This window comes from Vibrio sp. R10-SG3-ISO10, from assembly GCF_059834185.1.
In genome coordinates this window covers 75,039-94,843 of sequence record NZ_JCBDHG010000002.1, presented here as the reverse complement: position 1 = coordinate 94,843, position 19,805 = coordinate 75,039, and the positions used below count along the sequence as shown (strand labels likewise).

Sequence of the window (19,805 nt, the reverse complement as noted above, 5' to 3'; positions counted from 1 at the left end):
CGGATTCACAACGCTTGGCATTTTTGGTTTGAATCAGCTTTAGTGTTTACGGCACAATGGTTTAGGTGTGGTGGTAGCGTTGCTCACACCTTAATGCGGCGTTAGAAAGTTTAGGAAAATATGGTGTTAGAATTAAGAAAGTCGGTGATATCAGAAGCCAGGGCTTTTGTTGAAATGGAGTGTTCTCATGATACAAAAGGCTTTGTTATTCCTTATTCACTAGAAAAGCACGCAAGTCTAATAGAGAGCAATGACGTAATTTATCTGTCTTTGTACTACGAAAACGAGTTGTCAGGCTTCATAATTTTGTCGCAAGAAAGCCAAGATGTCGTTGAGTTCAGGAGAATTGTTGTTGCTTCCAAAGGAAAGGGGCTTGGTCAACTCGCAATTAAAGAGATGGAACAGTATTGTGCGGAAAACTTAAACTGTTCAAAAGTCTGGTTAGATGTCTTCGAATCAAACTCAAGAGGAATATATATTTATAAAAAGCTGGGCTATACGCAATTTAAAGAAGCGTTCTATGAAGGTAAGAAATTGTTATTCATGGAAAAAACGTTCTAACAAACTGTTTAAGAATGATTCGCAACGCGTGGTATTCTAAGTTTGAATCTACTGAAAAAGCGAGGACGTGTCTTTGACAATCGAATCTGTGACAGTAATTCAATATGCGTACAGGTTCATTTGTTATTCGTGATGACGTCGATAGACTAGCTACTATCTAATACTATTACGTTGAAACGTTATGTCGTTAAAGGACTATTGCTCGATAAAAGGATTAAAGCTGTCTTCTCGCTCTCAGTCGACGTTAAAAATCATCGATTACAAAGTGGATTTGGCCAACTACTTAGCCGGTGTGATGGTGGCCAGTCCAATCCTTGAAATCTTTCGAACCCAAGGCGGCGGTGTCATTCAAAAAGCCCAAGATATCTACGAGTACCACTGGGATGACTTTGGCCATGCCATGGCGTCGGTGAATCCCGTCTTAAGAAAACAAGTCTACAACCTAGCAAAACAGGAAGAGCTATTTACCTATGGTGAAGAACAGAAATTTTGGAAGTGCGTCAGTGAAGCGGCTTTGTAGCTTATCATTGGTTTTGTTGGCGGGGTGTGCTTCTCCGAGTTTAACCGAGCCGTACAGCGCCTTGTTGGCACAGAAAGAACACTGTTTCGAGCTGGCTAAGTCAGGCAGTGACGTCTTCCCACAGTCCGAATGGTTGGCTAATTTGCCAAAGGAAGAGCAAAAAGTCGCCCTCAGTTACTTGGCTCAGTATGCCTACAATCAGTGTATTGACGAGCAGGTCAGGGCAGTGAAGCAGTCCGTTTCGCAGCAGTCGCAAGATATTCAGACGTTTTTCAACGACTACGTTGGCTTGCATGAGTTCAATGGTGAAATGCCCCCCGGCGTTGACCGTCAAGCGCTCCTGACAATACAAAATCAGATCCAAGCGCCCTTTGTCGCCAATGACGTTTACGAGTCCCTGTAACCGCTGAAGCCGAACGCCAGTTCGGCTTTTTGATGAGCCTCATTCAAACCAAAGCTAATTTTCAACTAAAAAACCGACAAACACCACTGAAACAACGACTAAATAATCACATTGCTTGATTCAGTTTCGTATCGTGTTGTTATCGCATCAATTGTCCCTGAACAGGGCATTATTTCATTTAATTAATCCGGTTTACGCTCGCGCCAGCCTCGAAAACGCCCTTAACTTATTCGCGACCTTGTTCGTCACCACCACTTAATGAAAGGCGCGAAACCCATGAATAAAACAACGTCAGTACAACGTCAGTCGATTGATGTGCAGTTTCTGCAAGATGTCATCAATCAAACGAATCTTGAATTGAAAGTGTCGTCACTCAGTGAGCAGAGTTATCGCTCCTTAGTCTGCGATGAAAGCCCGGTCTTGGACTGGCTCAGTCACTACCATTTATCGTGTTTCTCCGGCCGGGCTTTTCATATCGGCGTGCAGCGATTCAAACAACCGCGACCTGGGCTGTTGGTGGGTGTCTATGACAGTCGGGTAGGGAGACAACATACGCTGCTCCTTGAACCCTTAGACGGACGTGCCGCTCAGGCCATGACCGAGCGATTGATGTCGGTGATCACCTATATTGCGCTGTATTTTCTGTCGACGTATCCCAACAGTGTCGGTGTCTACCTCGTCGATCCGCCCAAACCGTTCCTGTCGTATTATGGCTTGTACGGCTACAAAGTGTTGGACAGTTGGCATGAGGTGCCGGTGATGTTTGCCACCTTTGACAGTCTGTTTGAACGTCAGCAAGACGTGCTGTTCGAAATGTTGCTGGATGAAGAGTTGGATTTGTTAGCGGATTAACTCAGGGAACGTTATGTTAAATCGAAGACGCGTACGGCTGCGACCATCGCAAGGCCAAGTCAAACAAGTGTTGCTCAAGACCGCAGGTGTGTTGCTGCAGGATGAACGCTACAAAATCCCCATTGATGACGCAGCGCCACCACCCAGTTCAATCCCACCCACGCAACCGCGCCGGACCTAATGTCCGGCACGTGCGTCTAGAGCGTCAGGTGCTGACGTCATTTGAACTTACTCGGTACCCAGGGTTTCGGTTCGACACGGCGACCGCCACGAAAAGGCGGCAGATTGGGCACCGGTGGCGTCGGACAAGGATCGTGCAGTCGGCCATACAATTTGACCAACTGACGATGTTCATCGCGCCAGTAGACGAAGTTTTCCAGCTCTTTGGGGTTAAACTCGCGTCGATCGGGCGTAATGAGCGTGGCGCGCTCTTCATGGACGCGAAAGCCGTCCCAGCGGATATCGAGCGGCAAATAACCACGGGCTTTGATATTAAGCAGCTTTTCGGCCAGTGGATTGACTGGCGTGACACCTAAAACCCAGCGCTTAACGGTAACGGGTTGTACGTGAAAAAATTCGGCCGCTTGGTGCAGATCCATAAATTGTTGGTGAACCAGCTGACGGAAGTTGGGTGTGAGCACGGGATGGATTTCGTGGGGTTTCTGGATACCCAAGTGCGCATTATGTACGCTAGGGTAAAGCCCCGATCAATCCGGTCTTATCTCATCTAACACCTTGATGACACGTTCATTTTTCTGCTTATTGGGTAGGAGCCCAAGCACGACATTTTGATCGCTTTCGCCGAGCATATCGGCGATGCGAAACGCAATGTCCCAATCCATCCCACAAACTCCATTACGCCATTTCCGCAATCGACTTTCGTAAATCCCGAGTTTTTTTGCTAACTGGTATTCCGAAGTAAGCTGATATTTAGCTTTTACACGGTTCAGTAAAGAATTTGTGTAGTTAAAAACAGGCATATAAGGCTCCTTTCAAGCCATTCTAGGCGCACAGATTTAGGCTGCGCAATCCGGATAACATGTTGGCGGTACGAAAAAACTTTCAATACAGTGATACGCGTCCAGTACGTGATCGTGTAGGAGCGGAGATGGCGAGCAAACAGCAAATTGTGTCGGTTCTGAGTGAAGCAGAGAAAGAGGCCGAACAGGGGCGTTTAGACACTAGCTTACGATTACTCATCGTGTCAATCCGAGAACTGCTGACGTTGTTAGAGCAGGGTGTGGACGATGAACCGCGCGCGCATTAATCCCCGTGTGCGTCGTTATCGCGAGCGCCATCGCCGTCGGCCACGATCACGTCGAGCTACTGAAGGAAAGGAACATGCACAGCGAACTCGACGACCAACGAGTGTTACAGATCTGCCTGGCTCACCTTGTTGCGGCGATTAAGACTTCAAAGGATTTACGCGAAATGAGCGGCGATCCCTCGGTTCAAGCCAGCATGCTTTCACCATTGCTGATCCTCAGCAGTGATTTGTTGACCAGCTCAACCCGATATCACAATGTCGGCGGAGAGTTGGCAAGCTATGCCATGAACTACAGTCTGCGCATTGCAGAAACGCACTGCGGGAAAAAAGACGTGCTGACTGAACTGACTGACAAGCTTGAGCACTATATTGAGTGGGTCATACGGGCACAACGCACTAAGCAGTCGGTGACGGTGTCACAGGTAGTGCAATGAGTGGTCGCCGCTTTACCCGTCGTGAACGACCTTTCGCCGCCATGCACCGTGAGCGTTGGCAATCTTTGCTCCGCGATCCGTCTAAACACGTCTATTTGCTGTCGGACTCAGGCAAGGCCACCCAACGTCAGTTCTTGCGCGACATCGCTTTGGTTATGGATTATCTGGTCAGTGAGCTTGAATTCCGTACGCGTAAGGTGGGCGTGGCGACAAGTCGTGGTTTCTTACTGCGCACTTGGGCCAATGTGGCCGAAGGGACCGGATTGCCGGTTTGGCGAGTCAAACAGTGCGTGTCGTTTGCCAAGCAGCGCGGCTGGCTGACGTCCACCCAACCGAGACACAATGAAAACGGCCAGTGGTATGGCTTAGCCTCAATCAAGCGCATCAGCGAGCGCTATTTTACCGACTTAGGGCTGCGCGGCGCCTTCCACAAAGCGAAAACCGCCGCGAGCGAGACCATCAAACAGATGGCCATTCGAACCGGTGTTCACGTCCGTTACCTGCTTACGCCCATTACGCTGTTGCGTAAATTTGCCCGTCGTCATGACCAATCCCCATTAAAACGTTGATCCGCTCACTTAGGATCGATCCGTTTACTGCACGCTAAATCACTGAAAAATCGTTGTTTCTGCCTGTAAATGAGGCGTCTATGACGCTTTTATCTCAGTCATCCACCGTTTCTGTGGATAACGCGGTGACTAAGCAGTGGTCTGTCATATTAACTGCTCCATGAAACCGGATCTTAACGGTTTGATCCATAGTCTACGACTAGTGATCTTTCTAAAGAAAGATAATAGTGATGATAAGTGTTACCCCCTGAAAAGCGGGGATAACTTTAAGGAAGCGGCGTATCTTACTCGCAAGCGAGCTGACGCCTAAACCAGTTCGTCACCGTGTCGCTAGATCTCAAAATTCAGGGGTAGGCTGTGTGAACGAAGCGAAAATGTCATTGATGGCCGTTACATTAGTATATACTTAACCACAACTGGGTACGCGTCGGAGTCGTTCGATGATCTATGTAGAAATAGCGTTATCAATAATGCCAATTATCATTTTCGGCCTTATCGTGAAAAGCCATCTGTCTGCTTCGATGATACGACGCGTCTACTTTACCTCTTTCTCATTGGCTGTGGTGTACCTCAGTTATGCTGTGGTGGTCAACGTTGGGTTACTTCCAGAGCCTGTTGACACATCATCGTGGTTGATAGGCAATAATTTAATCATTCCTATCGACTGTGTCCTGATCGTATTCTTGTATCTGTACATCCATACCATCCTGCCTCAAACCGCAGAGCCTAAACACCACCACTCCAGATAATCATTCGCTGTCTTACCGTGACATACTCACCAAGAGCCTGTGGTGGTCATAGAGCGGTGAAACAGCGTATCTGTCTATTTTTTTAATCGAATCTAACTATTGAAAATGGTTTATTAATCGTCATAATCAAAGAGCTAACGTCGTGAGACAGGGGCATCCATTCACCAACGTCGTGAGACAGAGGTCAGTATGACAATCAGACAACAAGAGTTTGCCGACTTGATGGTAAAACTCGATGACATCGAGCAGGCACTGGCTCAATCTGCGCCAGATTGGTCGAGCGTACCCACGTTTAAAAAACCGATGGTCGCCATTCAAGCGGCTGAGCAGGCCAAAACCCACATCGACACCACCGTCACTATCATTAAAGCTATTACCTTAAACTTCCATCAACGGCTCTCTGAGCTTGAGGAGGCGCAGCATGGCCAGTAAGAATCCCATCAAAGGTTACATTGCCTGTCCGACGCAAGGTTGCGGCGAAGTGTGTACCGTGCATGCCGTTGGAGAACACCGCGTTTTAGAAGGCGGCGATCCACCGAAGAACAAGCGCCGACTGGGTCAGCTCTATACGATTTGCCCCAATTGCAAAGCCAATCAAAGCGCGGGGAAACCGTTCCAAGAATGGTTAACTAACCACATGAAACCGACCCGCGAAGAGGTTGATACTGGTTATAAAACCAGTACCCCTAAAAAACCGCACTCAGTAACTGTTAGTAAACCGCACGAAACCAGTCACCACGGAGCTTGTGAGGAAAATCCGATAACCGAGCCGAAACCGACCAAGATAACCAAACGAACCGTCGCGGGCGCATTAGCCTTTGTTGGCGGTTGCGCGTTGCTGTTTGTGTTGCTGACGACGAAGAAGGAGCCGCGTGATGAGCCAAATCAATGAACCAGAAGTCACGACACCGGTGGATGAGCGTGATCTCACCGCGCAAGCGGCCATCGATGAGATGCAACAAGAAGAGCACGCGATTGAACAGGCGGAAAGCGGCACCGACGAACAGGAAGAAGCCAGCTTTGATCCGGAGACTTCACGTCAAATGCTCGGCTATGGCTTAGGCATTGTCGAGTTCAGCGTCGGTGCGGCGTTTGATGTGCCGTTTGAAATCGATGAGAACGTCGGTAACAAGTGGCTCGATGCGGCCACGCCAATGCTGCAGAAATATGGCCCCGCCGGTTTTGCGTGGTTTGCAGAGTACGAGAAGGAGTTGGTCTTTGCCATGGCGTCGTGCACCTTGGTCGGCGGTTGTACGCTTCAAGTGCGTCGACTGCGTCAGGAGAAAGCGTTGTTAGCGGCCAAAGCGGCGAAGGAAGCCAATCAAGTGCAAGGAGAGACGGATGAAGCTGCCCAGTCCGATCAACAAGAATAACGCACTCAATGCGCAGCACGTGTGTTACATGGGCACGACGGGCAGCTGTAAAACCACCGCCATTCGTAAACTCAAGTTGATCCCCAAGTCGGCTCAAGTGGTGATGTTTGATCCGTACGCCGAGCACTCAGAGCAGCGACTTGAAGGGTTAAAAGTCGTGCCTTGTGCGTCGTTCTCCGAGTTCTATCAGCGCGCCTGGTATGGGCGAAAGCAGGGTAAGCCGTTTCGTCTGGCGCTTGTGAATCAGGAACGCAGCCGCGACAACCTTGAGCGCTTTGCTCAGATGGTGTGGTCATTGGGCGATGGCCAACACGCGCACGAGCTGCACTGTGTGATTGAGGAGCTGGCCAAGTGCACCAACAACACCGCCAAACTCGATGGTGTCGCGGGCGAACTGTGGACCGGTGGCCGTGGCTTTGGACTGGTGATGCACGCGACCTTTCAGCGCAGTCAGGAAGTGCCGAAAACCGTGCTCGATGAATCCAAGCATATCTACATTGGCGCGGTCAGTTCGAAACGTAACGCCCGCTATATCGCCGATTACTATGACGTGCCGTACGAGTCGATCCTTGCTCTGAAGGGTTGCCATGAGCGGGAGCATTTAGGGACAGGCAAGTACGCCGATTACATCCTCAAAAGCCCCGGTATCGGTAACCATCGTCAGGGCAAAATCTACCCTGCACGGTAAGGTTGAAAGCTATTAGGTTAGAGTCGCTGTCTAATAGGTTTCACTGTCTATCCAACCCCTCATAGGCGTCCTAGGGTCAGGGCATCCATTTCAATGAGGATGTCACTATGCGATTGAATGCTCGTAACGTTGCCATCATTGCTGGCGTGTCAGCTTTGACGACAGGGGCGATCATCTTGGCCGTCAACAACAAAGTTGGCGGGTTAGATAAGCTTCTTGGCAAGTCCGGTTGGTTCTAAGGGGGCGCTATGTCAGTCAAACCAATCAAACTTAACTCTATGGTCGGCGCGGCTTGGGGACAGAAAGGCACACTGCCTATTCCCAACGGCCCGACGTATCACGAACTGGTGCTCGAAACCAACGCCGATGCACAAGACATGACGCGAATTTCTATCACACTCAATGCGGAAGAGATTTACGTGTTGACCGGTGAAGAGCTGCTGATGCTTGAGCGTTACAAACGTCGTGATGCTACGTCAGGGCACTTTATCATCCCGTTCAGCGATGTCGTAGCCAGAACCAAAAACGGGGTGCGCTACACCGGCTTAGTCACGGAGCTCGGCGATAACATTCATCTCGATATCCAGTTCCGCAACAAACGCGCGGACGCGGATCCACTCACCATTCAAGTGCACGCTTGGGTAAGTAACGCGCAAGCGATGCGCGTCGTGGTGCCACTAGTGAAACGCGAAACCATGCCCGCCAATGCCGCAGGCGTGAATGAGTTTACCAACTTGATCGCCAGTCCGCTCATCAGTATTCGCCGCATGCACTTTATGCACGACAAGATCACCAAGTTGGAGATTGAGCGCGACTTCGTCAAAGAGTTTGAAGCGAATAAATTTATCGCTGAAGCCAACGCCAAACGTAACGAACGCACACCGCAATCAGGCTATTTCCACTTCGATCCGATTGTGCGCGGCTTCTCAATTGATGAACTGTTTCCGACGCAGCACAGTTCCAATTTGAAGTTCTCGGTCACCACTGAAGATGTGCCCGGCTCGATCCCCATCTTGGTTGAATCGGTGCGTTTAGAGCGACCGGAGAAGCTGCAAGGTGGCGCGGCCTAAGGAGCGCCCATGAAAAGCTTTTTTGATGATTTACTGGAGTTTGGCGCAGGGGCTTTGGACTCCGTTGGTGAGCACGCCGATTGGCTGTTCGACACCAACGATCAAACCTCCAACCCAAACAAAACCCAGCAGCCGAATCACCCACAGGTGGATAACGCCGGTAATGTGGTCACGCGTCCGATGGGCGCGAAATCCGGTATCGATCCGATGGTGCTATACATCGGTGGCGGTCTGGCACTGACTACTGTGGTGCTGCTTGGTGTGATGGCGTTTAAGAAGTAGGAGAGACCGATGCCACTTTTATTCTGGGCACTCGGCGGTTTTGGCGTCGGCAGTATGTTTGGCGTAAGCGCCAGTAAAGGCCTCAATAAACTGTTGCTGCTCGTCGGGATGCTTGCCGTGTTGCTGTATTTCGCCAAAGGAGGTCTGTGATGCTCGGATCATTAACGTCGTTAACCGGTGGCGGAGGCTTACAAGGCGGCGCGTCAGGGCCTGCGATGTCGGGTACCTCGGGCAACACCACCAATAACATGGGTTTCACTGGCGGTGGGATCAACCTCGGCGGCACCAGTTCCCAATGGTGGCTCATCGTGATGTTGGTGCTGCTTGTCCTATATGTGGCGCTTAAGAAGTAGTCTGCAGCGTGAGCAATGGAGTCGAGTCAAAGACCAACTCAAACCGGCACTGAAAGACTATTACCACGACGCTAAACACGCGGTGAAACAGGGCAGTGAACAGGTGTTTCGCCTTGATAACACCGTGATGCTGCTAAGGGGTGAACAGCTTAAGGACGGCTGCCAAGAACTGGTTGTGGTGGCCTTAGTGGGTGATATGGCCTCGGGCACGTTGGGTGCGCTTAACCATGCCAGAGCCTACGGATTTGATTCGATAAGGGCGCATTTCTTTCGCGCTGGCGCGGAGCGGTTTATCCATAAGCGGCTCAAGTTGCCGGTTCAGGAGATAGAACGCCGAGGTGATGAACGCGTTTTACGAATAAGGTTTGCAGATATGGGTGGTAGAAGCTCTTCACAAAGTCGACAAAGCACGGTCACAACGACCACTAATACCAGTGGTAGTGCGGCGGCAGGCCGTGATAACTACGGCATTATGGTCGCAGGGGTTAATGACTCCGATATTAATCTGACCATGACCGACCACGGTGCGATGGCCATTGCCGGCAATCTCGCCGAAGAAGCGCTCGACTTTGGCCAGCAAACCCTACGTTCAAACGAAACTGTCGTGACAGGGTCACTCGATACAGTCAATAACACCGTCGATGAGGCATTCAATTTCGGCACCTCAGCCCTTGAAGAAACCTCGGAGGTCAGCCAGTACGCGATTGACTCGATCAAGTCGATGGCCGGCCAACAAACCGAAACCACCAAAGCGGCGCTGGCGATGGCCAGCAGCGCCAAATCGCGCGAGCAGACCGGAGGCCTTGAGTCGGACAACAACTTACTGAAGAACATCTCGCTGATTGTCGGCATCGCCGGCACCATCATCACTGTCGCGGTGCTGTTTAAAGGGAGCCGCTCATGAGACAAGTCCACACCCTCGAACCCAATCACACTCTAAGCTTTAATGCCGGACAGGCGGGTAAGTTTCTTATTCTACGTGAATCGACTCATACCTTGATGATACGCAGCGATTTACTGCGCCCAACCGAAATTCAGCGCGGCGATACGATTGACGTGACCAAGTTTGATGAGCTCACGCTGGAAAACCATCACGAAGACGCGGCGACGTTTGAATATCAAATCAGTGATGTGCCGATTTTAACCCAGGCGCAGAAAGTCGATGTGTCGAACGCCGTGGTCGTACATGAAGTACAAAGACCGGTGAGTGTGGTCGAAATCCAAAGGGCGGTCAGAGCCCAAATTCAGAACGAATTCCTTAACGTTCACGTTGATAACGAGACGCTGAGCGTGACGCCTAGCGTGACTTTGTACACCTACGCAGCGATTGATGAGGGCGTGTTTGAGCTCGATGGCAGTGAGCAGACTATTGCCGGCAGCTCCGAGCGTAAAGCGTTGTTTCTACAGGTACCGGATGAGAATACCGAGCCAGTCCTGGTACAAGGCTTTATGGTCGTCAATCCCGGTGGCCATCTGCCACTCAACACCAATCAGGCCGTGACCATTAAAGGCAAGGATGGGGAAACCGTCAGAGTCGGGGAGATGTGCTGATGTTGATGCTGTATAACCCACCGCCAAAAGCCAAACCTGACATTGAAATCGCCACCGAATCGCAAGGCACCGTTGGTACGGCAGCCATTTTTCACTTTACCGACTACGTCGAACTGGTCGATTTGTCGTTTAAACGAACGTCACTGAGCAATCGCCAAACGATTCCTGCGCAGTTGTGCAGTCTGACGCTGTCGTTTCTGAAAGGTGACAAGATTGTCGAGCGTCGTTATTTGTATCTGTCTTTCGCCGCCGGCGTCGATCATCACTATCCGATGACGCTGATTAAACCCAAAGGGGCGGATGAGCTGCAAGTGGTAAGCAGTTTAGCGCTGGTCTCACGGATTGAAACACGCTTGATTTTCAAACAGGAGGTGCCCGATGCGGTGGGCATTCCCCCTCTTATTAACGGTTAGCCTGGGAGTCTATCTGATGAATAAGAAACTGGTCGATAAAGCCGTCAGCGGCTTTGCGTTGTCGGTGCGCAGCGAAACCAAACTGATTGGTGTCCATCACGATTTGAAAAACGTGGTCAGGCGCGCGCTTGAACTCAGTCCGTTTGATTTCGGGATTACCTCAGGTAAACGCACAGCCGAAGAGCAATTCCAACTCTTTCAGGACAAAGCCAGTCAGCTTGACGGCTATTCGCGTATCAGCCGCCACCAAACCGGCCATGCGATCGACTATGTCGTATATGACGAAGATGGCCATGTGACATGGGGCTTCAGTTACTACGAGCAAGTCAGTTGGGCGTTTAAGCAAGCGGCCAGAGAACTGGGCGTGCCGATTGTCTGGGGTGGTGACTGGACGTCGTTTAAAGATGGTCCCCATATCGAACTCGATCGACAGGTGTACCCATGATTGGCGCGATAGTCAGTTTGTTTAATGGCGGACTCGAAACCTATAGGCAGTATAACCGCAATAAAGCCGAAGCCTTAAAGCGCAAAGACGAGCTTGACCAGGAGAAACATCAGGCGAGGGTACGCAGACTGCAAAAAGGCGAAGAGCAGGCCAGCAGTCTCGATGACGTGAGTATTAGAGAGCGTGGCCTTAAAGACGAATTTATCCTGCTTGTGGTGTTCATTCCGCTCATACTGTCATTCATTCCCGATTACGCGCCCTATGTAGAACAAGGCTTTGAAGCGCTGCAGAATATTCCCGAGCAGTATTGGTATGTGGTGGGTGCGGTTGTCATCGATACACTTGGCATGCGCGCGATGGTTCGCTATCTGCTGGAGTTCTTCTCGGGTAAGTTCAGGGGGCAATGATGGAATTACTCGAAGCGATGCTCATCGCTCTAATCACTGGTGTCGTCTCAAGCGCGGGCACCATTGCGGCACTCAAAACAGACATCAACTGGATGAAGAAAGTGCAGCAAGATCAGGAACAACGGATACGCAAACTGGAGGATCCTCATGGCTAAACGATGTTGTAAGTGCAAAGGTCGCAAGCAAAACGGCCAGCTTAAGAAAGGGTACACACTACGAGGTGGGAGAGTCGTTAAAGCCAGTGCGACACGAAAACGACGAAAGACCTAGCGCAGACGCTAATGCACGCCACTCAACATTGGGCGGTGGTTTATGCCAATATCACACAATATGATTTATGAAACTATTTGTTTAGCAAGTATGATTTAGGTCATTAGTTTCAACCTATTAGAGAGCGTATGATTAGACTTAGGTAAAGCTATAAGAAGCTAATACGATTAATTGTAGGTAGGAGAACACTGTGGAATTTCTAACGTCAACGATACTTTCTGGTGTCCTATATGACATCTTAAAAAATGGCGTAGCCATTACTGGAGAACGGTTAAAGGACAAACTGCGTGATTGGGTTTTAGATGACAACACAATTGAGAAAATGGCTTTGTCGTTGGAGAAGCTAGAATTGACTGATGAACAAAGTGAAACCGCAATCCGAAGAAGGATAGAGCAAGATAGCACTTTGACTAACTTGATGAGTGCTGTTCAAAAATTAGAAAAAAATACCATTATACAAACGCATAGTGGGTCTGGTGATAATGTAGGTCGCGACAAAATTATCAATTGAGAGAAAAGCTATGAGTGATAAGGGTGTATCGGAGGTCATTCAGTCCCACTATGGCGACGGTGATAATGTTGAGACTAAATATGTTTTCAATTTCGGTGATCATGATTTCGAAAGTGATTTAGCATTTGTAGCTTTAATTGGCTCTTGGGATGAATCAAAAAAATCCGATATAGATGTTATTGAATATATTACAGCTCAAAAGTACGAAAGTTGGATTCATAAAATAAGACAAGTTGCTTCGGCAAAAGAAAAAGTCTTGAAGCATACATCCGGAAGATGGTCTTTAGTTGATAGAAAAGCAGCATGGGAAGCGCTTGCTTCAAGGCTGTATAAGGAGCATTTGGACCGATTTAAAGAGCAAGTGCTTATAGTATTGGGAGAACTTGATCCTAAGTTCACTTTAGAACCTGAAAAGCGATTCGCTGCCCCCATTTATGGATTGGAAATGTCCCATAGTAGGCTTCTACGGAAAGGCCTTGCTGAGGGCTTAGCGATAATGAGCACTTTGAAAGAAATGTTAAGTAACTGCTCCTTAAACTATGGATGTTATGTCGCAGAAGAAGTAGTCGAGAAAACCCTTGATTCAGGAAATTGGGTTCTTTGGGCGAGTACACAGGACGTACAGCCGTTGTTGGCGGAAGCTGCTCCAGACGGTTTTATTGACGCTGTTGAGAAAGCCGTCATACATGAAGATGCACCTTTTAAAATACTATATTCTCAAGAAGGGGTTGGTGGAATATCAGGCGCTAACTACATGACAGGCCTATTATGGGCTTTAGAGAAGCTTGCTTGGTCTCCAGATTATATTCTTCGTTGTATCGTCTTGTTGGGTGAAATGGATAGCCATGATCCAGGTGGAAATTGGTCCAATAGACCTTGTAACTCGATCGCAGACATACTACTTCCATGGCATCCGCACACTACCTCAAATTTTCAAAAGAGATTTGCATCAGTTAAAGCTTTAGAAAGGGAGTTTCCTAAAACGGCTTGGAAAGTTCTTCTCGGTTTCCTACCATCGGGACACAGTACAACCAGCGGGACTTGTAAGCCTCAATGGAGGAAGTTTATTCCTGAAGGCTATAGCGAGGGCGTTACTAACGAACATTATAGAGAACAGATACTAAAATATACTGATTACGCTGTTGAACTCACTAATGACAATCCAAAGCGTATCCTGTCCTTAGTTGAACATCTCGATCATTTGTATGAAGAGGCATATACAAATTTCGTTACAATCTTAAGTAAATACTCAAGTGCATTAGATGATGAGTTGGAAAAGTACAACTTGTGGTTAACGCTTCTTACTTTTGTCAACAAACACAAAAAGTACAGCTATACAGAATGGGCACTTTCGCCGGAAAGAGTTCAGATTTTAGAGCCTATCTTGGAGTTATTGCAGCCCACAAATAACATGCTTTTGTACAAAAGACTTTTTGCAGGTGGGGCCATGGACCTTTTCGAAGAGAAAGGGGGGTGGCAAGAGCAGGAAGAAAAACTGACGCGTGCCAGAAATGAAGCCATAAAGGATCTTTTTGACGAGGGAGGGTATACCCTAGTAATGGATTTTGCTTCAACCGTTGAATGTGTAAGCCAAGTCGGGAACTCATTAGCTCAAATTGTATCGGAGGACGATGAATCACAAATATTAAGATGGATGACAAACGAAGACCCACTTTCATCGGAACTATTATCTGGTTACATATGGAGTCGCAACTATTTGAGTCAGGGAAGCTTTATTGATGAACTTAATTTAGCAGAATGGGAGGCGCAATGTGTAATTGATTTGTTGCTTCTTCTGCCCTTCGAAACGAAGACTTGGGATAGATTGGAGTCACTAATCGCGACTGAGACACGCCAACAATACTGGAGCAAGGTAAATGTCAATGCATACCAATGCCGCGATAAGAATGCTCTTTATAGAGCGATAGATAGTTTATTGGCTTACGATAGACCTTTCTCGGCTATACATTGTTTATATAGGCTTCTATATTCAGAAAAAACTTTAGAGATTGAACCGACCATTAAAGCTTTGTTGGCTGCAGTGAATGCTGAGGAAAATACTAGTCGAATTGACGCTCACGAGATCAGTAAGCTTATTGAGTATATTCAAGGTAGCGAATCCGTAGATGATGATGATAGATTCAGAATTGAATGGGCGTACTTACCATTAATTACTAGTCACCGTCTCGAAGTTAGGTCTCCTAAATTTCTTGAGAAGCGTTTAGCTAGTAAACCAGAGTTCTTTTGTGAAGTGGTACGCTTAGCCTATGTTTCGGATAAAGAAGATACGAAACCAAAACTTAGTGACGCTCAAAAGAATATAGCAATGAATGCCTATGATCTTCTCGATGGATGGAAAATCGTCCCTGGGACCGTGGAAGGTGGCCAATTTGACAGTAAACTATTCGACGATTGGTTTGAGTATGTGTCTAAGAGTACAAAAGAATCTGGTCATACAGTGTCAGCTTATAGGGTCTTAGGAAAGGTCTTGATACATGCGCCAAAATCAGAAGATGATTTTTGGATTGAAAAGCATCTCGCTGAGTTTGTTAATCAAAGAGGAGTTGAGCATGTCAGGAAAGCCTATGAAACAGCTATTTATAACTCACGTGGAGCGCATTTTGTCGATCCTGATGGCAAGCCAGAGATAGAGCTATATGAACAGTTTACGGAGAAAGCTGAGTCGATAGATTTACTAGGAATGCACCGATTTTCTAGGACTTTACGTGATATAGCTAATCATTACTCAGAACAAGCCGAATCGATTGTAAAAAGACATTCGGTCATATTCCAGGATCACGACTAGAAAAGAAATGAGTATTTGAATAGAGCTGAGCCTGAAAGCTCGGCTCTATGTGGATTGTAGAAGAATCTTTTCTAACCCAACATTCCCATACCAACAGTTAAGGCGTAATTATTCCAACAAACCTAGGCTACTGCCAACTTTCAAGGAGTCGAATGGCTTAGCAAACTTCTGCTGAATTCGCAGCACTTCTTCCCGTTTGAGATCTTTGATGTATTCTTGATATGGCTTTTCTTCCAATAAAAAACGTAACGGCTCTTTTGCGGGTTCAGGAGCCGTCTCTGCCGCTTTTATTAAGTGGGCTTTTTCTTGTGCAGAACAACGGGCACGGTTGTCCAAGGACAGATAAAGCACCACGTTTTTCTTGCTTTGAATATCAAGTCCAGAAAACCAATCAGTAACAGGAAAATCTGCGGTGTTGTTTTTTGCGATAGTGAGGCATTCTTCGAGCTTATTGCCATAGTCAATCATCGCTTGTTGAAACGCGTCAGCTTGTACACCAGTGCTGATGAGTAAAGCGCAGAGTAGGGAGCTACAACGTCGCACGGGATACACACCTCCAAAATTCACCTTCTTCTCCAAGAGTTCGCCAGCTTAACGGCTCAGCAATACCGTTAATTCGGTTCTTAACGATGCTGTTGACTGAGGATAACACTTCAGAAAACTCAACCCAATCATAGCCCGCGATGCTAATTAACGTCTCGGCTGGCTTTTGCTTACCGAGGAAGAGATCGAACAACGGCACGGCGCCAACCGAATACGCGAGCATATTGCCATCTTCCATGATGTCTTTTATCTCGGCAACAGCGTCAAGTGACTCCGACGACAGTTGCAGATTGTTGATTGAGCAGTAACCCAGTTCCGCCATCACTTTAGTCCTTAGTGTGTGGTCGTGAAGGGTTGGTATAGCATCATTGCAAACCGTTGACTATCTCATGGTGAAGATTAGGAATAAAGATCAAGCTTGACGAATAGTCATCACACAAACGTCTCAAGGCAGTGTGATTGGCTAGGGCTTGTTCACAGGGAAAGGCACGACATTGTTGTAATAGCGTGTTGGGCCTTTGGGCTCGTAGATGAAGGCTTTGGGTAATCCGTCGTATAGCACGATGTAATGCTCATCCCAGATCCGAACGCCCACCAGATACGAGTGGGTTTCAAGTTTGACCCAGGTTTGACCATCATCCGGACTGTAGCTCGTGAAACCAACCAGCTTGACACGTTGGTAGTTGTCGCACTCATTCACATCGATGGCGCCGCGAAATAGGGCTTCTTTGGTCGTCCCGTCTTTAAGCAAGCAGGGCACTTGGATAGTGCGACCGCGGTGATCCTGACCCTTATCATCGACACGTTGACCAACGTGACTTTTCACATATCTAAACTGCATAATTAGAATAACTGTATGTATATACAGTTATTCTAATGTATAGATAGGAATTTGCAAGTTGACTGAAAGCGTAACGTATTTTGGTACATGTCTAGCCACAGCACGCGGTCAATATCACAGTGCATGCGCTCTAGGATCGATTCAACATAGCCTTGATATTCGCAGCACATTACATGCACCACACAGTCTTGCGTGAGTGTTTGATTGTCTAAAAGTTCGTAATGGCGGCCATAGAGGGATTGAATGGCCGCCATCGGCGATTTGGCAGTGATGAGTGAATAGTCGCGCCAATTAGTGACACAATATAACGGCATTGTTTATTCCATGAATTCTTCTTACGACACTGTATATAGAAAGCGAATCTTCTTACAGAGTCGTGAGCGAGACATGAGTCGAGTTACAAAGGAAGAATCACTGCAAATTTAGCCTGAAGTGAGTCATTTAAACTTGCTGGGCACCCAAAGCCGCAGTTTGCGCCGGTAGCCGCCACCCGAAAAAGGCCACTTATTTTCCTTAGGCGGATACTTCTTAGGGTTGTCAATGTGACCGTGTAACTCAACAAACTGACGATGTTCATCACGCCAGTGGCCAAACGCCAGCAATTCTTTGGGGCTGAATTCGCGACGTTCGGGTGTAATGAGTGTGGCGCGATCTTCATGGACACGAAAACCATCCCAGCGTGCATCCAGTGGTAAATAACCGCGAGCTTTAAGATGAAGCAATTTTTCAGCCATGGGATTAATTGATGAATAGCCATTGATCCAACGCGTCACGGTATACGGTTGAACGTGAAAAAACGCGGCGGCTTCATTGAGATCCATAAACTGAGCGTGCAGTAACTGACGAAATGAATGGGTGCTGTACATGTGATCTTCCTTCGAAATCCGTTGAGGAGGTTGATAGTTATTTTCTTTTTTTATTTCCAAACTCATCGGCAGCGCCAATCAACGCACATTTTGCACGCAGCGAGCGATAAGTAATGTTTTTAAACAACTAACCGAAACGCGAAAACGCAGCGTGTATTAATTGTATAAATTAGAGATTAAATGGAATCGAAACAACAACTTAAAAGAAAGACAATGAGCGAATTACACAGTGAACGTGACATGGGATTCTCCTGACTAAATTAGTGTTCTGGGTGCGCATTATGTATAAGCAGTTAAATGCAAAAAACGCACCTTTACTCGGGTGCGTTTTCTTCTATCACTTTGATTACTCGGGAGTTTTTGTGTTTGCTTGGAAGTAGGCCATACACGACATTTTGATCACTTTCGCCTAGCATATCCGCGATCCTAAACGCGACATCCCAATCCATTCCACAACTGCCTTTTCGCCAGTTATACAATCGCTTGTCGCTTACGTCGAGCTTTCGCGCGAGTTGATATTCAGAGGTTAGGTCATACATCGCTTTTACGCGATTCAAAAGTGCATTTGTATAGTTGATCACTTCCATGGGTCTAGTGCCTTCCTGTCACTAACGATTTAAGGGTAAATCGAGCCTCATTGCCATCCCCGAGATGCATTTCTAATACAAAAAAAGTTGGTATAGGCTGTGAACGCCGAAGGGTAAGGACGTGAGGAACCGCCACATGGAAGACCAAAACACTGAGATTGATGCGACGCTGGATCAAGCCGAACGCGCCGCCAAAACGGGCAAAGCCTTAACGAGCGTGCGCCTGCTCATTGTGGCCTTACGCGAAGTCTTGAAGCTAGTCAGACAGCGTGATGAACACAGTCACTGATCCCTTTCATTTAGTCAAACGTTATCGACGCCATGGTAACCGTCGTCCACGGCCAAAAAGGCTCACGGAACGCAAGGTAAAGGAACCAGTGCATGGAAGAGCAGAAAATTGTCGAGGTGTGCATGGCACACCTAATCAGAGCGATACACACCGGACGCGACATTGAAGCCGTCAGCGGGGACCATCTTACTCAAGCCACCATTATCACGCCGATATTGATCTTAGGCTGTGATTTGCTGGCGCCCTCCAAACGCTTTGACGGTGTGGCGCGAGAAATGGCCAGCTACGCGATGCAATACAGCTATTGTATTGCCGAGTCCCATGCAGGCAGCGTGAACAAGGTGTCGCCACTGACTGACGAACTTGAACGGTTTGTTTGTGATGTGATGGCCTCTGAGTGTCGCGAGATGGCGAGTCCGACACTACAATGAGTGCTTCCACGTTTACCCGACGCGAGCGACCGTTAGCGGCGCTGCATCGAGCGCGCTGGTCATCGCTGCTGCAAGATCCTTCACGCTATGCTTATCTGTTGTCGGCGTCCGGCAAAGCGACGCAGCGCCAGTTCCTGCGCGATATCGCTTCCGTGATGGATTATTTGATCAGTGAGCTTGAGCTGCGCACCCGTAAGGTGGGCGTCGCAACGCGCAATGGTTTTCTGCTCCGCACCTGGGCCAATGTGGCCGAAGGGACGGGCTTACCCGTTTGGCGGGTCAAACAGTGCGTGTCGTTTGCCAAGCAGCGCGGCTGGTTGACGTCCACCCAACCGAGACACAATGAAAACGGTGAGTGGTACGGCTTAGCCTCGATTAAGCGTATCACCGAGCGCTACTTTGCCGATCTGGGTCTGACCGACGCGATGCTCAAGGCGAGGGCGGCCGCCAGTGACTCCATCAAGCGCATGGCTTCACGCACGGGCGTCCATGTCCGTTACCTGCTTACACCTATCACGCTGCTGCGTAAGTTCGCCCGCCGTCACGACCAATCCCCGCTCAATCGTTGATCCACCAGCCTAACCTCGATCCGTCTGTCACATGCTAAATCTCTGAAAAACCGACCTTAATCCGGTTTGATTGCGGCTTTTATGACCGTTTTGTCACAGTCATCCACCGTTTCTGTGGATAACGCGGTGACTAAGCGGTGGTTTGGCATATTAAC

The 19,805-nt window shown here is 48.3% G+C and carries 36 protein-coding genes; 28 read left to right on the top strand and 8 right to left on the bottom strand.

Going from position 1 to position 19,805, the window contains the following annotated elements; translation table 11 throughout:
• Nucleotides 1–120 precede the first annotated feature (120 nt).
• The 4 genes from AC6R16_RS01215 to AC6R16_RS01200 all read left to right on the top strand — a co-directional run bounded on the left by AC6R16_RS01215 (nt 121) and on the right by AC6R16_RS01200 (nt 2,336).
• Nucleotides 121–561: a GNAT family N-acetyltransferase gene (locus AC6R16_RS01215; RefSeq protein WP_011080352.1), complete on the top strand. Its 441-nt coding sequence runs from the start codon at nt 121–123 to the stop codon at nt 559–561.
• A 181-nt stretch (nt 562–742) separates the two neighbouring features.
• Entirely contained in the window at nt 743–1,081 is a 339-nt protein-coding gene (locus tag AC6R16_RS01210) for a hypothetical protein (protein ID WP_500673289.1), read from the top strand.
• Nucleotides 1,065–1,484 (top strand): hypothetical protein, encoded by a 420-nt coding sequence (locus AC6R16_RS01205; RefSeq protein ID WP_500673288.1) that lies wholly within the window; start codon nt 1,065–1,067, stop codon nt 1,482–1,484. Before AC6R16_RS01210 ends, AC6R16_RS01205 begins: the two co-directional genes overlap by 17 nt.
• 276 nt (nt 1,485–1,760) lie before the next feature.
• Complete coding sequence (locus AC6R16_RS01200; protein WP_500673287.1) at nt 1,761–2,336, top strand: hypothetical protein; 576 nt, start codon at nt 1,761–1,763, stop codon at nt 2,334–2,336.
• A gap of 218 nt (nt 2,337–2,554) precedes the next feature.
• Here AC6R16_RS01200 and AC6R16_RS01195 read toward each other — a convergent pair whose 3' ends face one another.
• Complete coding sequence (locus AC6R16_RS01195; RefSeq protein WP_500673584.1) at nt 2,555–2,977, bottom strand: phage protein; 423 nt, start codon at nt 2,975–2,977, stop codon at nt 2,555–2,557.
• 66 nt (nt 2,978–3,043) lie between these two features.
• Nucleotides 3,044–3,316 carry a transcriptional regulator gene (locus AC6R16_RS01190; protein ID WP_099608378.1) on the bottom strand — a complete coding sequence of 91 codons (273 nt, stop codon included), beginning with the start codon at nt 3,314–3,316 and terminating at the stop codon, nt 3,044–3,046.
• A 59-nt stretch (nt 3,317–3,375) separates the two neighbouring features.
• Here AC6R16_RS01190 and AC6R16_RS01185 point away from each other — a divergent pair, with 59 nt between their 5' ends.
• The 21 genes from AC6R16_RS01185 to AC6R16_RS01085 all read left to right on the top strand — a co-directional run bounded on the left by AC6R16_RS01185 (nt 3,376) and on the right by AC6R16_RS01085 (nt 15,524).
• A complete protein-coding gene (locus AC6R16_RS01185; RefSeq protein WP_500673286.1) occupies nt 3,376–3,603 on the top strand; it encodes a hypothetical protein in 228 nt (75 codons plus the stop codon).
• Nucleotides 3,604–3,767: 164 nt separating this feature from the next.
• Nucleotides 3,768–4,037 (top strand): hypothetical protein, encoded by a 270-nt coding sequence (locus tag AC6R16_RS01180; RefSeq protein ID WP_500673285.1) that lies wholly within the window; start codon nt 3,768–3,770, stop codon nt 4,035–4,037.
• Complete coding sequence (locus AC6R16_RS01175; protein WP_500673284.1) at nt 4,034–4,606, top strand: hypothetical protein; 573 nt, start codon at nt 4,034–4,036, stop codon at nt 4,604–4,606. Before AC6R16_RS01180 ends, AC6R16_RS01175 begins: the two co-directional genes overlap by 4 nt.
• Nucleotides 4,607–5,046: 440 nt before the next feature.
• The gene (locus tag AC6R16_RS01170) at nt 5,047–5,355 is read left to right on the top strand and encodes a hypothetical protein (protein WP_500673283.1); all 309 of its coding nucleotides are present in this window, start codon (nt 5,047–5,049) and stop codon (nt 5,353–5,355) included.
• Nucleotides 5,356–5,544: 189 nt separating this feature from the next.
• Nucleotides 5,545–5,787 carry a hypothetical protein gene (locus AC6R16_RS01165; RefSeq protein ID WP_500673282.1) on the top strand — a complete coding sequence of 81 codons (243 nt, stop codon included), beginning with the start codon at nt 5,545–5,547 and terminating at the stop codon, nt 5,785–5,787.
• The gene (locus tag AC6R16_RS01160; protein WP_500673281.1) at nt 5,777–6,247 is read left to right on the top strand and encodes a hypothetical protein; all 471 of its coding nucleotides are present in this window, start codon (nt 5,777–5,779) and stop codon (nt 6,245–6,247) included. Before AC6R16_RS01165 ends, AC6R16_RS01160 begins: the two co-directional genes overlap by 11 nt.
• Nucleotides 6,231–6,728 (top strand): hypothetical protein, encoded by a 498-nt coding sequence (locus AC6R16_RS01155; protein ID WP_500673280.1) that lies wholly within the window; start codon nt 6,231–6,233, stop codon nt 6,726–6,728. Before AC6R16_RS01160 ends, AC6R16_RS01155 begins: the two co-directional genes overlap by 17 nt.
• A complete protein-coding gene (locus tag AC6R16_RS01150) occupies nt 6,697–7,416 on the top strand; it encodes a hypothetical protein (RefSeq protein ID WP_500673279.1) in 720 nt (239 codons plus the stop codon). Before AC6R16_RS01155 ends, AC6R16_RS01150 begins: the two co-directional genes overlap by 32 nt.
• 107 nt (nt 7,417–7,523) lie before the next feature.
• Nucleotides 7,524–7,655: a hypothetical protein gene (locus AC6R16_RS01145; protein WP_257214423.1), complete on the top strand. Its 132-nt coding sequence runs from the start codon at nt 7,524–7,526 to the stop codon at nt 7,653–7,655.
• Between the two features lie 9 nt (nt 7,656–7,664).
• Nucleotides 7,665–8,486 carry a major capsid protein P2 gene (locus AC6R16_RS01140; protein WP_171323610.1) on the top strand — a complete coding sequence of 274 codons (822 nt, stop codon included), beginning with the start codon at nt 7,665–7,667 and terminating at the stop codon, nt 8,484–8,486.
• Between the two features lie 9 nt (nt 8,487–8,495).
• Entirely contained in the window at nt 8,496–8,768 is a 273-nt protein-coding gene (locus AC6R16_RS01135) for a hypothetical protein (RefSeq protein WP_099608370.1), read from the top strand.
• A 9-nt stretch (nt 8,769–8,777) separates the two neighbouring features.
• Nucleotides 8,778–8,918 carry a hypothetical protein gene (locus AC6R16_RS01130; RefSeq protein ID WP_171323606.1) on the top strand — a complete coding sequence of 47 codons (141 nt, stop codon included), beginning with the start codon at nt 8,778–8,780 and terminating at the stop codon, nt 8,916–8,918.
• Nucleotides 8,918–9,121: a hypothetical protein gene (locus tag AC6R16_RS01125; RefSeq protein WP_049843888.1), complete on the top strand. Its 204-nt coding sequence runs from the start codon at nt 8,918–8,920 to the stop codon at nt 9,119–9,121. Before AC6R16_RS01130 ends, AC6R16_RS01125 begins: the two co-directional genes overlap by 1 nt.
• Complete coding sequence (locus AC6R16_RS01120; RefSeq protein ID WP_500673278.1) at nt 9,102–10,025, top strand: hypothetical protein; 924 nt, start codon at nt 9,102–9,104, stop codon at nt 10,023–10,025. The genes AC6R16_RS01125 and AC6R16_RS01120 overlap by 20 nt, the downstream gene beginning before the upstream one ends.
• Nucleotides 10,022–10,672 carry a hypothetical protein gene (locus AC6R16_RS01115; RefSeq protein WP_500673277.1) on the top strand — a complete coding sequence of 217 codons (651 nt, stop codon included), beginning with the start codon at nt 10,022–10,024 and terminating at the stop codon, nt 10,670–10,672. The genes AC6R16_RS01120 and AC6R16_RS01115 overlap by 4 nt, the downstream gene beginning before the upstream one ends.
• Complete coding sequence (locus AC6R16_RS01110; RefSeq protein WP_500673276.1) at nt 10,672–11,085, top strand: hypothetical protein; 414 nt, start codon at nt 10,672–10,674, stop codon at nt 11,083–11,085. Before AC6R16_RS01115 ends, AC6R16_RS01110 begins: the two co-directional genes overlap by 1 nt.
• Before the next feature lie 16 nt (nt 11,086–11,101).
• The gene (locus AC6R16_RS01105) at nt 11,102–11,530 is read left to right on the top strand and encodes a M15 family metallopeptidase (RefSeq protein ID WP_500673275.1); all 429 of its coding nucleotides are present in this window, start codon (nt 11,102–11,104) and stop codon (nt 11,528–11,530) included.
• Entirely contained in the window at nt 11,527–11,937 is a 411-nt protein-coding gene (locus AC6R16_RS01100) for a hypothetical protein (protein ID WP_500673274.1), read from the top strand. Before AC6R16_RS01105 ends, AC6R16_RS01100 begins: the two co-directional genes overlap by 4 nt.
• A complete protein-coding gene (locus tag AC6R16_RS01095; RefSeq protein WP_500673596.1) occupies nt 11,934–12,092 on the top strand; it encodes a hypothetical protein in 159 nt (52 codons plus the stop codon). Before AC6R16_RS01100 ends, AC6R16_RS01095 begins: the two co-directional genes overlap by 4 nt.
• A 305-nt stretch (nt 12,093–12,397) precedes the next feature.
• Nucleotides 12,398–12,718, top strand: a complete 321-nt coding sequence (gene gapS6a, locus AC6R16_RS01090) for a GapS6a family protein (RefSeq protein WP_500673273.1) — start codon at nt 12,398–12,400, stop codon at nt 12,716–12,718.
• A 10-nt stretch (nt 12,719–12,728) separates the two neighbouring features.
• Nucleotides 12,729–15,524 carry a hypothetical protein gene (locus AC6R16_RS01085; RefSeq protein ID WP_500673272.1) on the top strand — a complete coding sequence of 932 codons (2,796 nt, stop codon included), beginning with the start codon at nt 12,729–12,731 and terminating at the stop codon, nt 15,522–15,524.
• 108 nt (nt 15,525–15,632) lie between these two features.
• On the opposite strand, the gene AC6R16_RS01080 is transcribed toward AC6R16_RS01085, so the two are convergent.
• From AC6R16_RS01080 to AC6R16_RS01055, 6 genes are all read right to left on the bottom strand, one after another.
• Complete coding sequence (locus AC6R16_RS01080) at nt 15,633–16,067, bottom strand: hypothetical protein (protein WP_500673271.1); 435 nt, start codon at nt 16,065–16,067, stop codon at nt 15,633–15,635.
• Complete coding sequence (locus AC6R16_RS01075) at nt 16,054–16,389, bottom strand: hypothetical protein (RefSeq protein WP_500673270.1); 336 nt, start codon at nt 16,387–16,389, stop codon at nt 16,054–16,056. Before AC6R16_RS01075 ends, AC6R16_RS01080 begins: the two co-directional genes overlap by 14 nt.
• Before the next feature lie 141 nt (nt 16,390–16,530).
• Nucleotides 16,531–16,893: a hypothetical protein gene (locus AC6R16_RS01070; RefSeq protein WP_500673269.1), complete on the bottom strand. Its 363-nt coding sequence runs from the start codon at nt 16,891–16,893 to the stop codon at nt 16,531–16,533.
• Nucleotides 16,894–16,940: 47 nt separating this feature from the next.
• Nucleotides 16,941–17,222: a hypothetical protein gene (locus AC6R16_RS01065; RefSeq protein ID WP_500673268.1), complete on the bottom strand. Its 282-nt coding sequence runs from the start codon at nt 17,220–17,222 to the stop codon at nt 16,941–16,943.
• 123 nt (nt 17,223–17,345) lie between these two features.
• Nucleotides 17,346–17,774, bottom strand: a complete 429-nt coding sequence (locus tag AC6R16_RS01060; protein WP_500673583.1) for a phage protein — start codon at nt 17,772–17,774, stop codon at nt 17,346–17,348.
• 314 nt (nt 17,775–18,088) lie between these two features.
• Entirely contained in the window at nt 18,089–18,361 is a 273-nt protein-coding gene (locus tag AC6R16_RS01055; protein ID WP_500638932.1) for a transcriptional regulator, read from the bottom strand.
• A gap of 121 nt (nt 18,362–18,482) precedes the next feature.
• On the opposite strand from AC6R16_RS01055, the gene AC6R16_RS01050 reads away from it, so the two are divergent.
• From AC6R16_RS01050 to AC6R16_RS01040, 3 genes are all read left to right on the top strand, one after another.
• Nucleotides 18,483–18,650, top strand: a complete 168-nt coding sequence (locus tag AC6R16_RS01050; protein WP_272245722.1) for a hypothetical protein — start codon at nt 18,483–18,485, stop codon at nt 18,648–18,650.
• Nucleotides 18,651–18,742: 92 nt separating this feature from the next.
• Nucleotides 18,743–19,081, top strand: a complete 339-nt coding sequence (locus AC6R16_RS01045) for a hypothetical protein (RefSeq protein WP_171325507.1) — start codon at nt 18,743–18,745, stop codon at nt 19,079–19,081.
• Entirely contained in the window at nt 19,078–19,650 is a 573-nt protein-coding gene (locus AC6R16_RS01040; RefSeq protein WP_500673267.1) for a hypothetical protein, read from the top strand. The genes AC6R16_RS01045 and AC6R16_RS01040 overlap by 4 nt, the downstream gene beginning before the upstream one ends.
• Nucleotides 19,651–19,805: the final 155 nt, after the last annotated feature.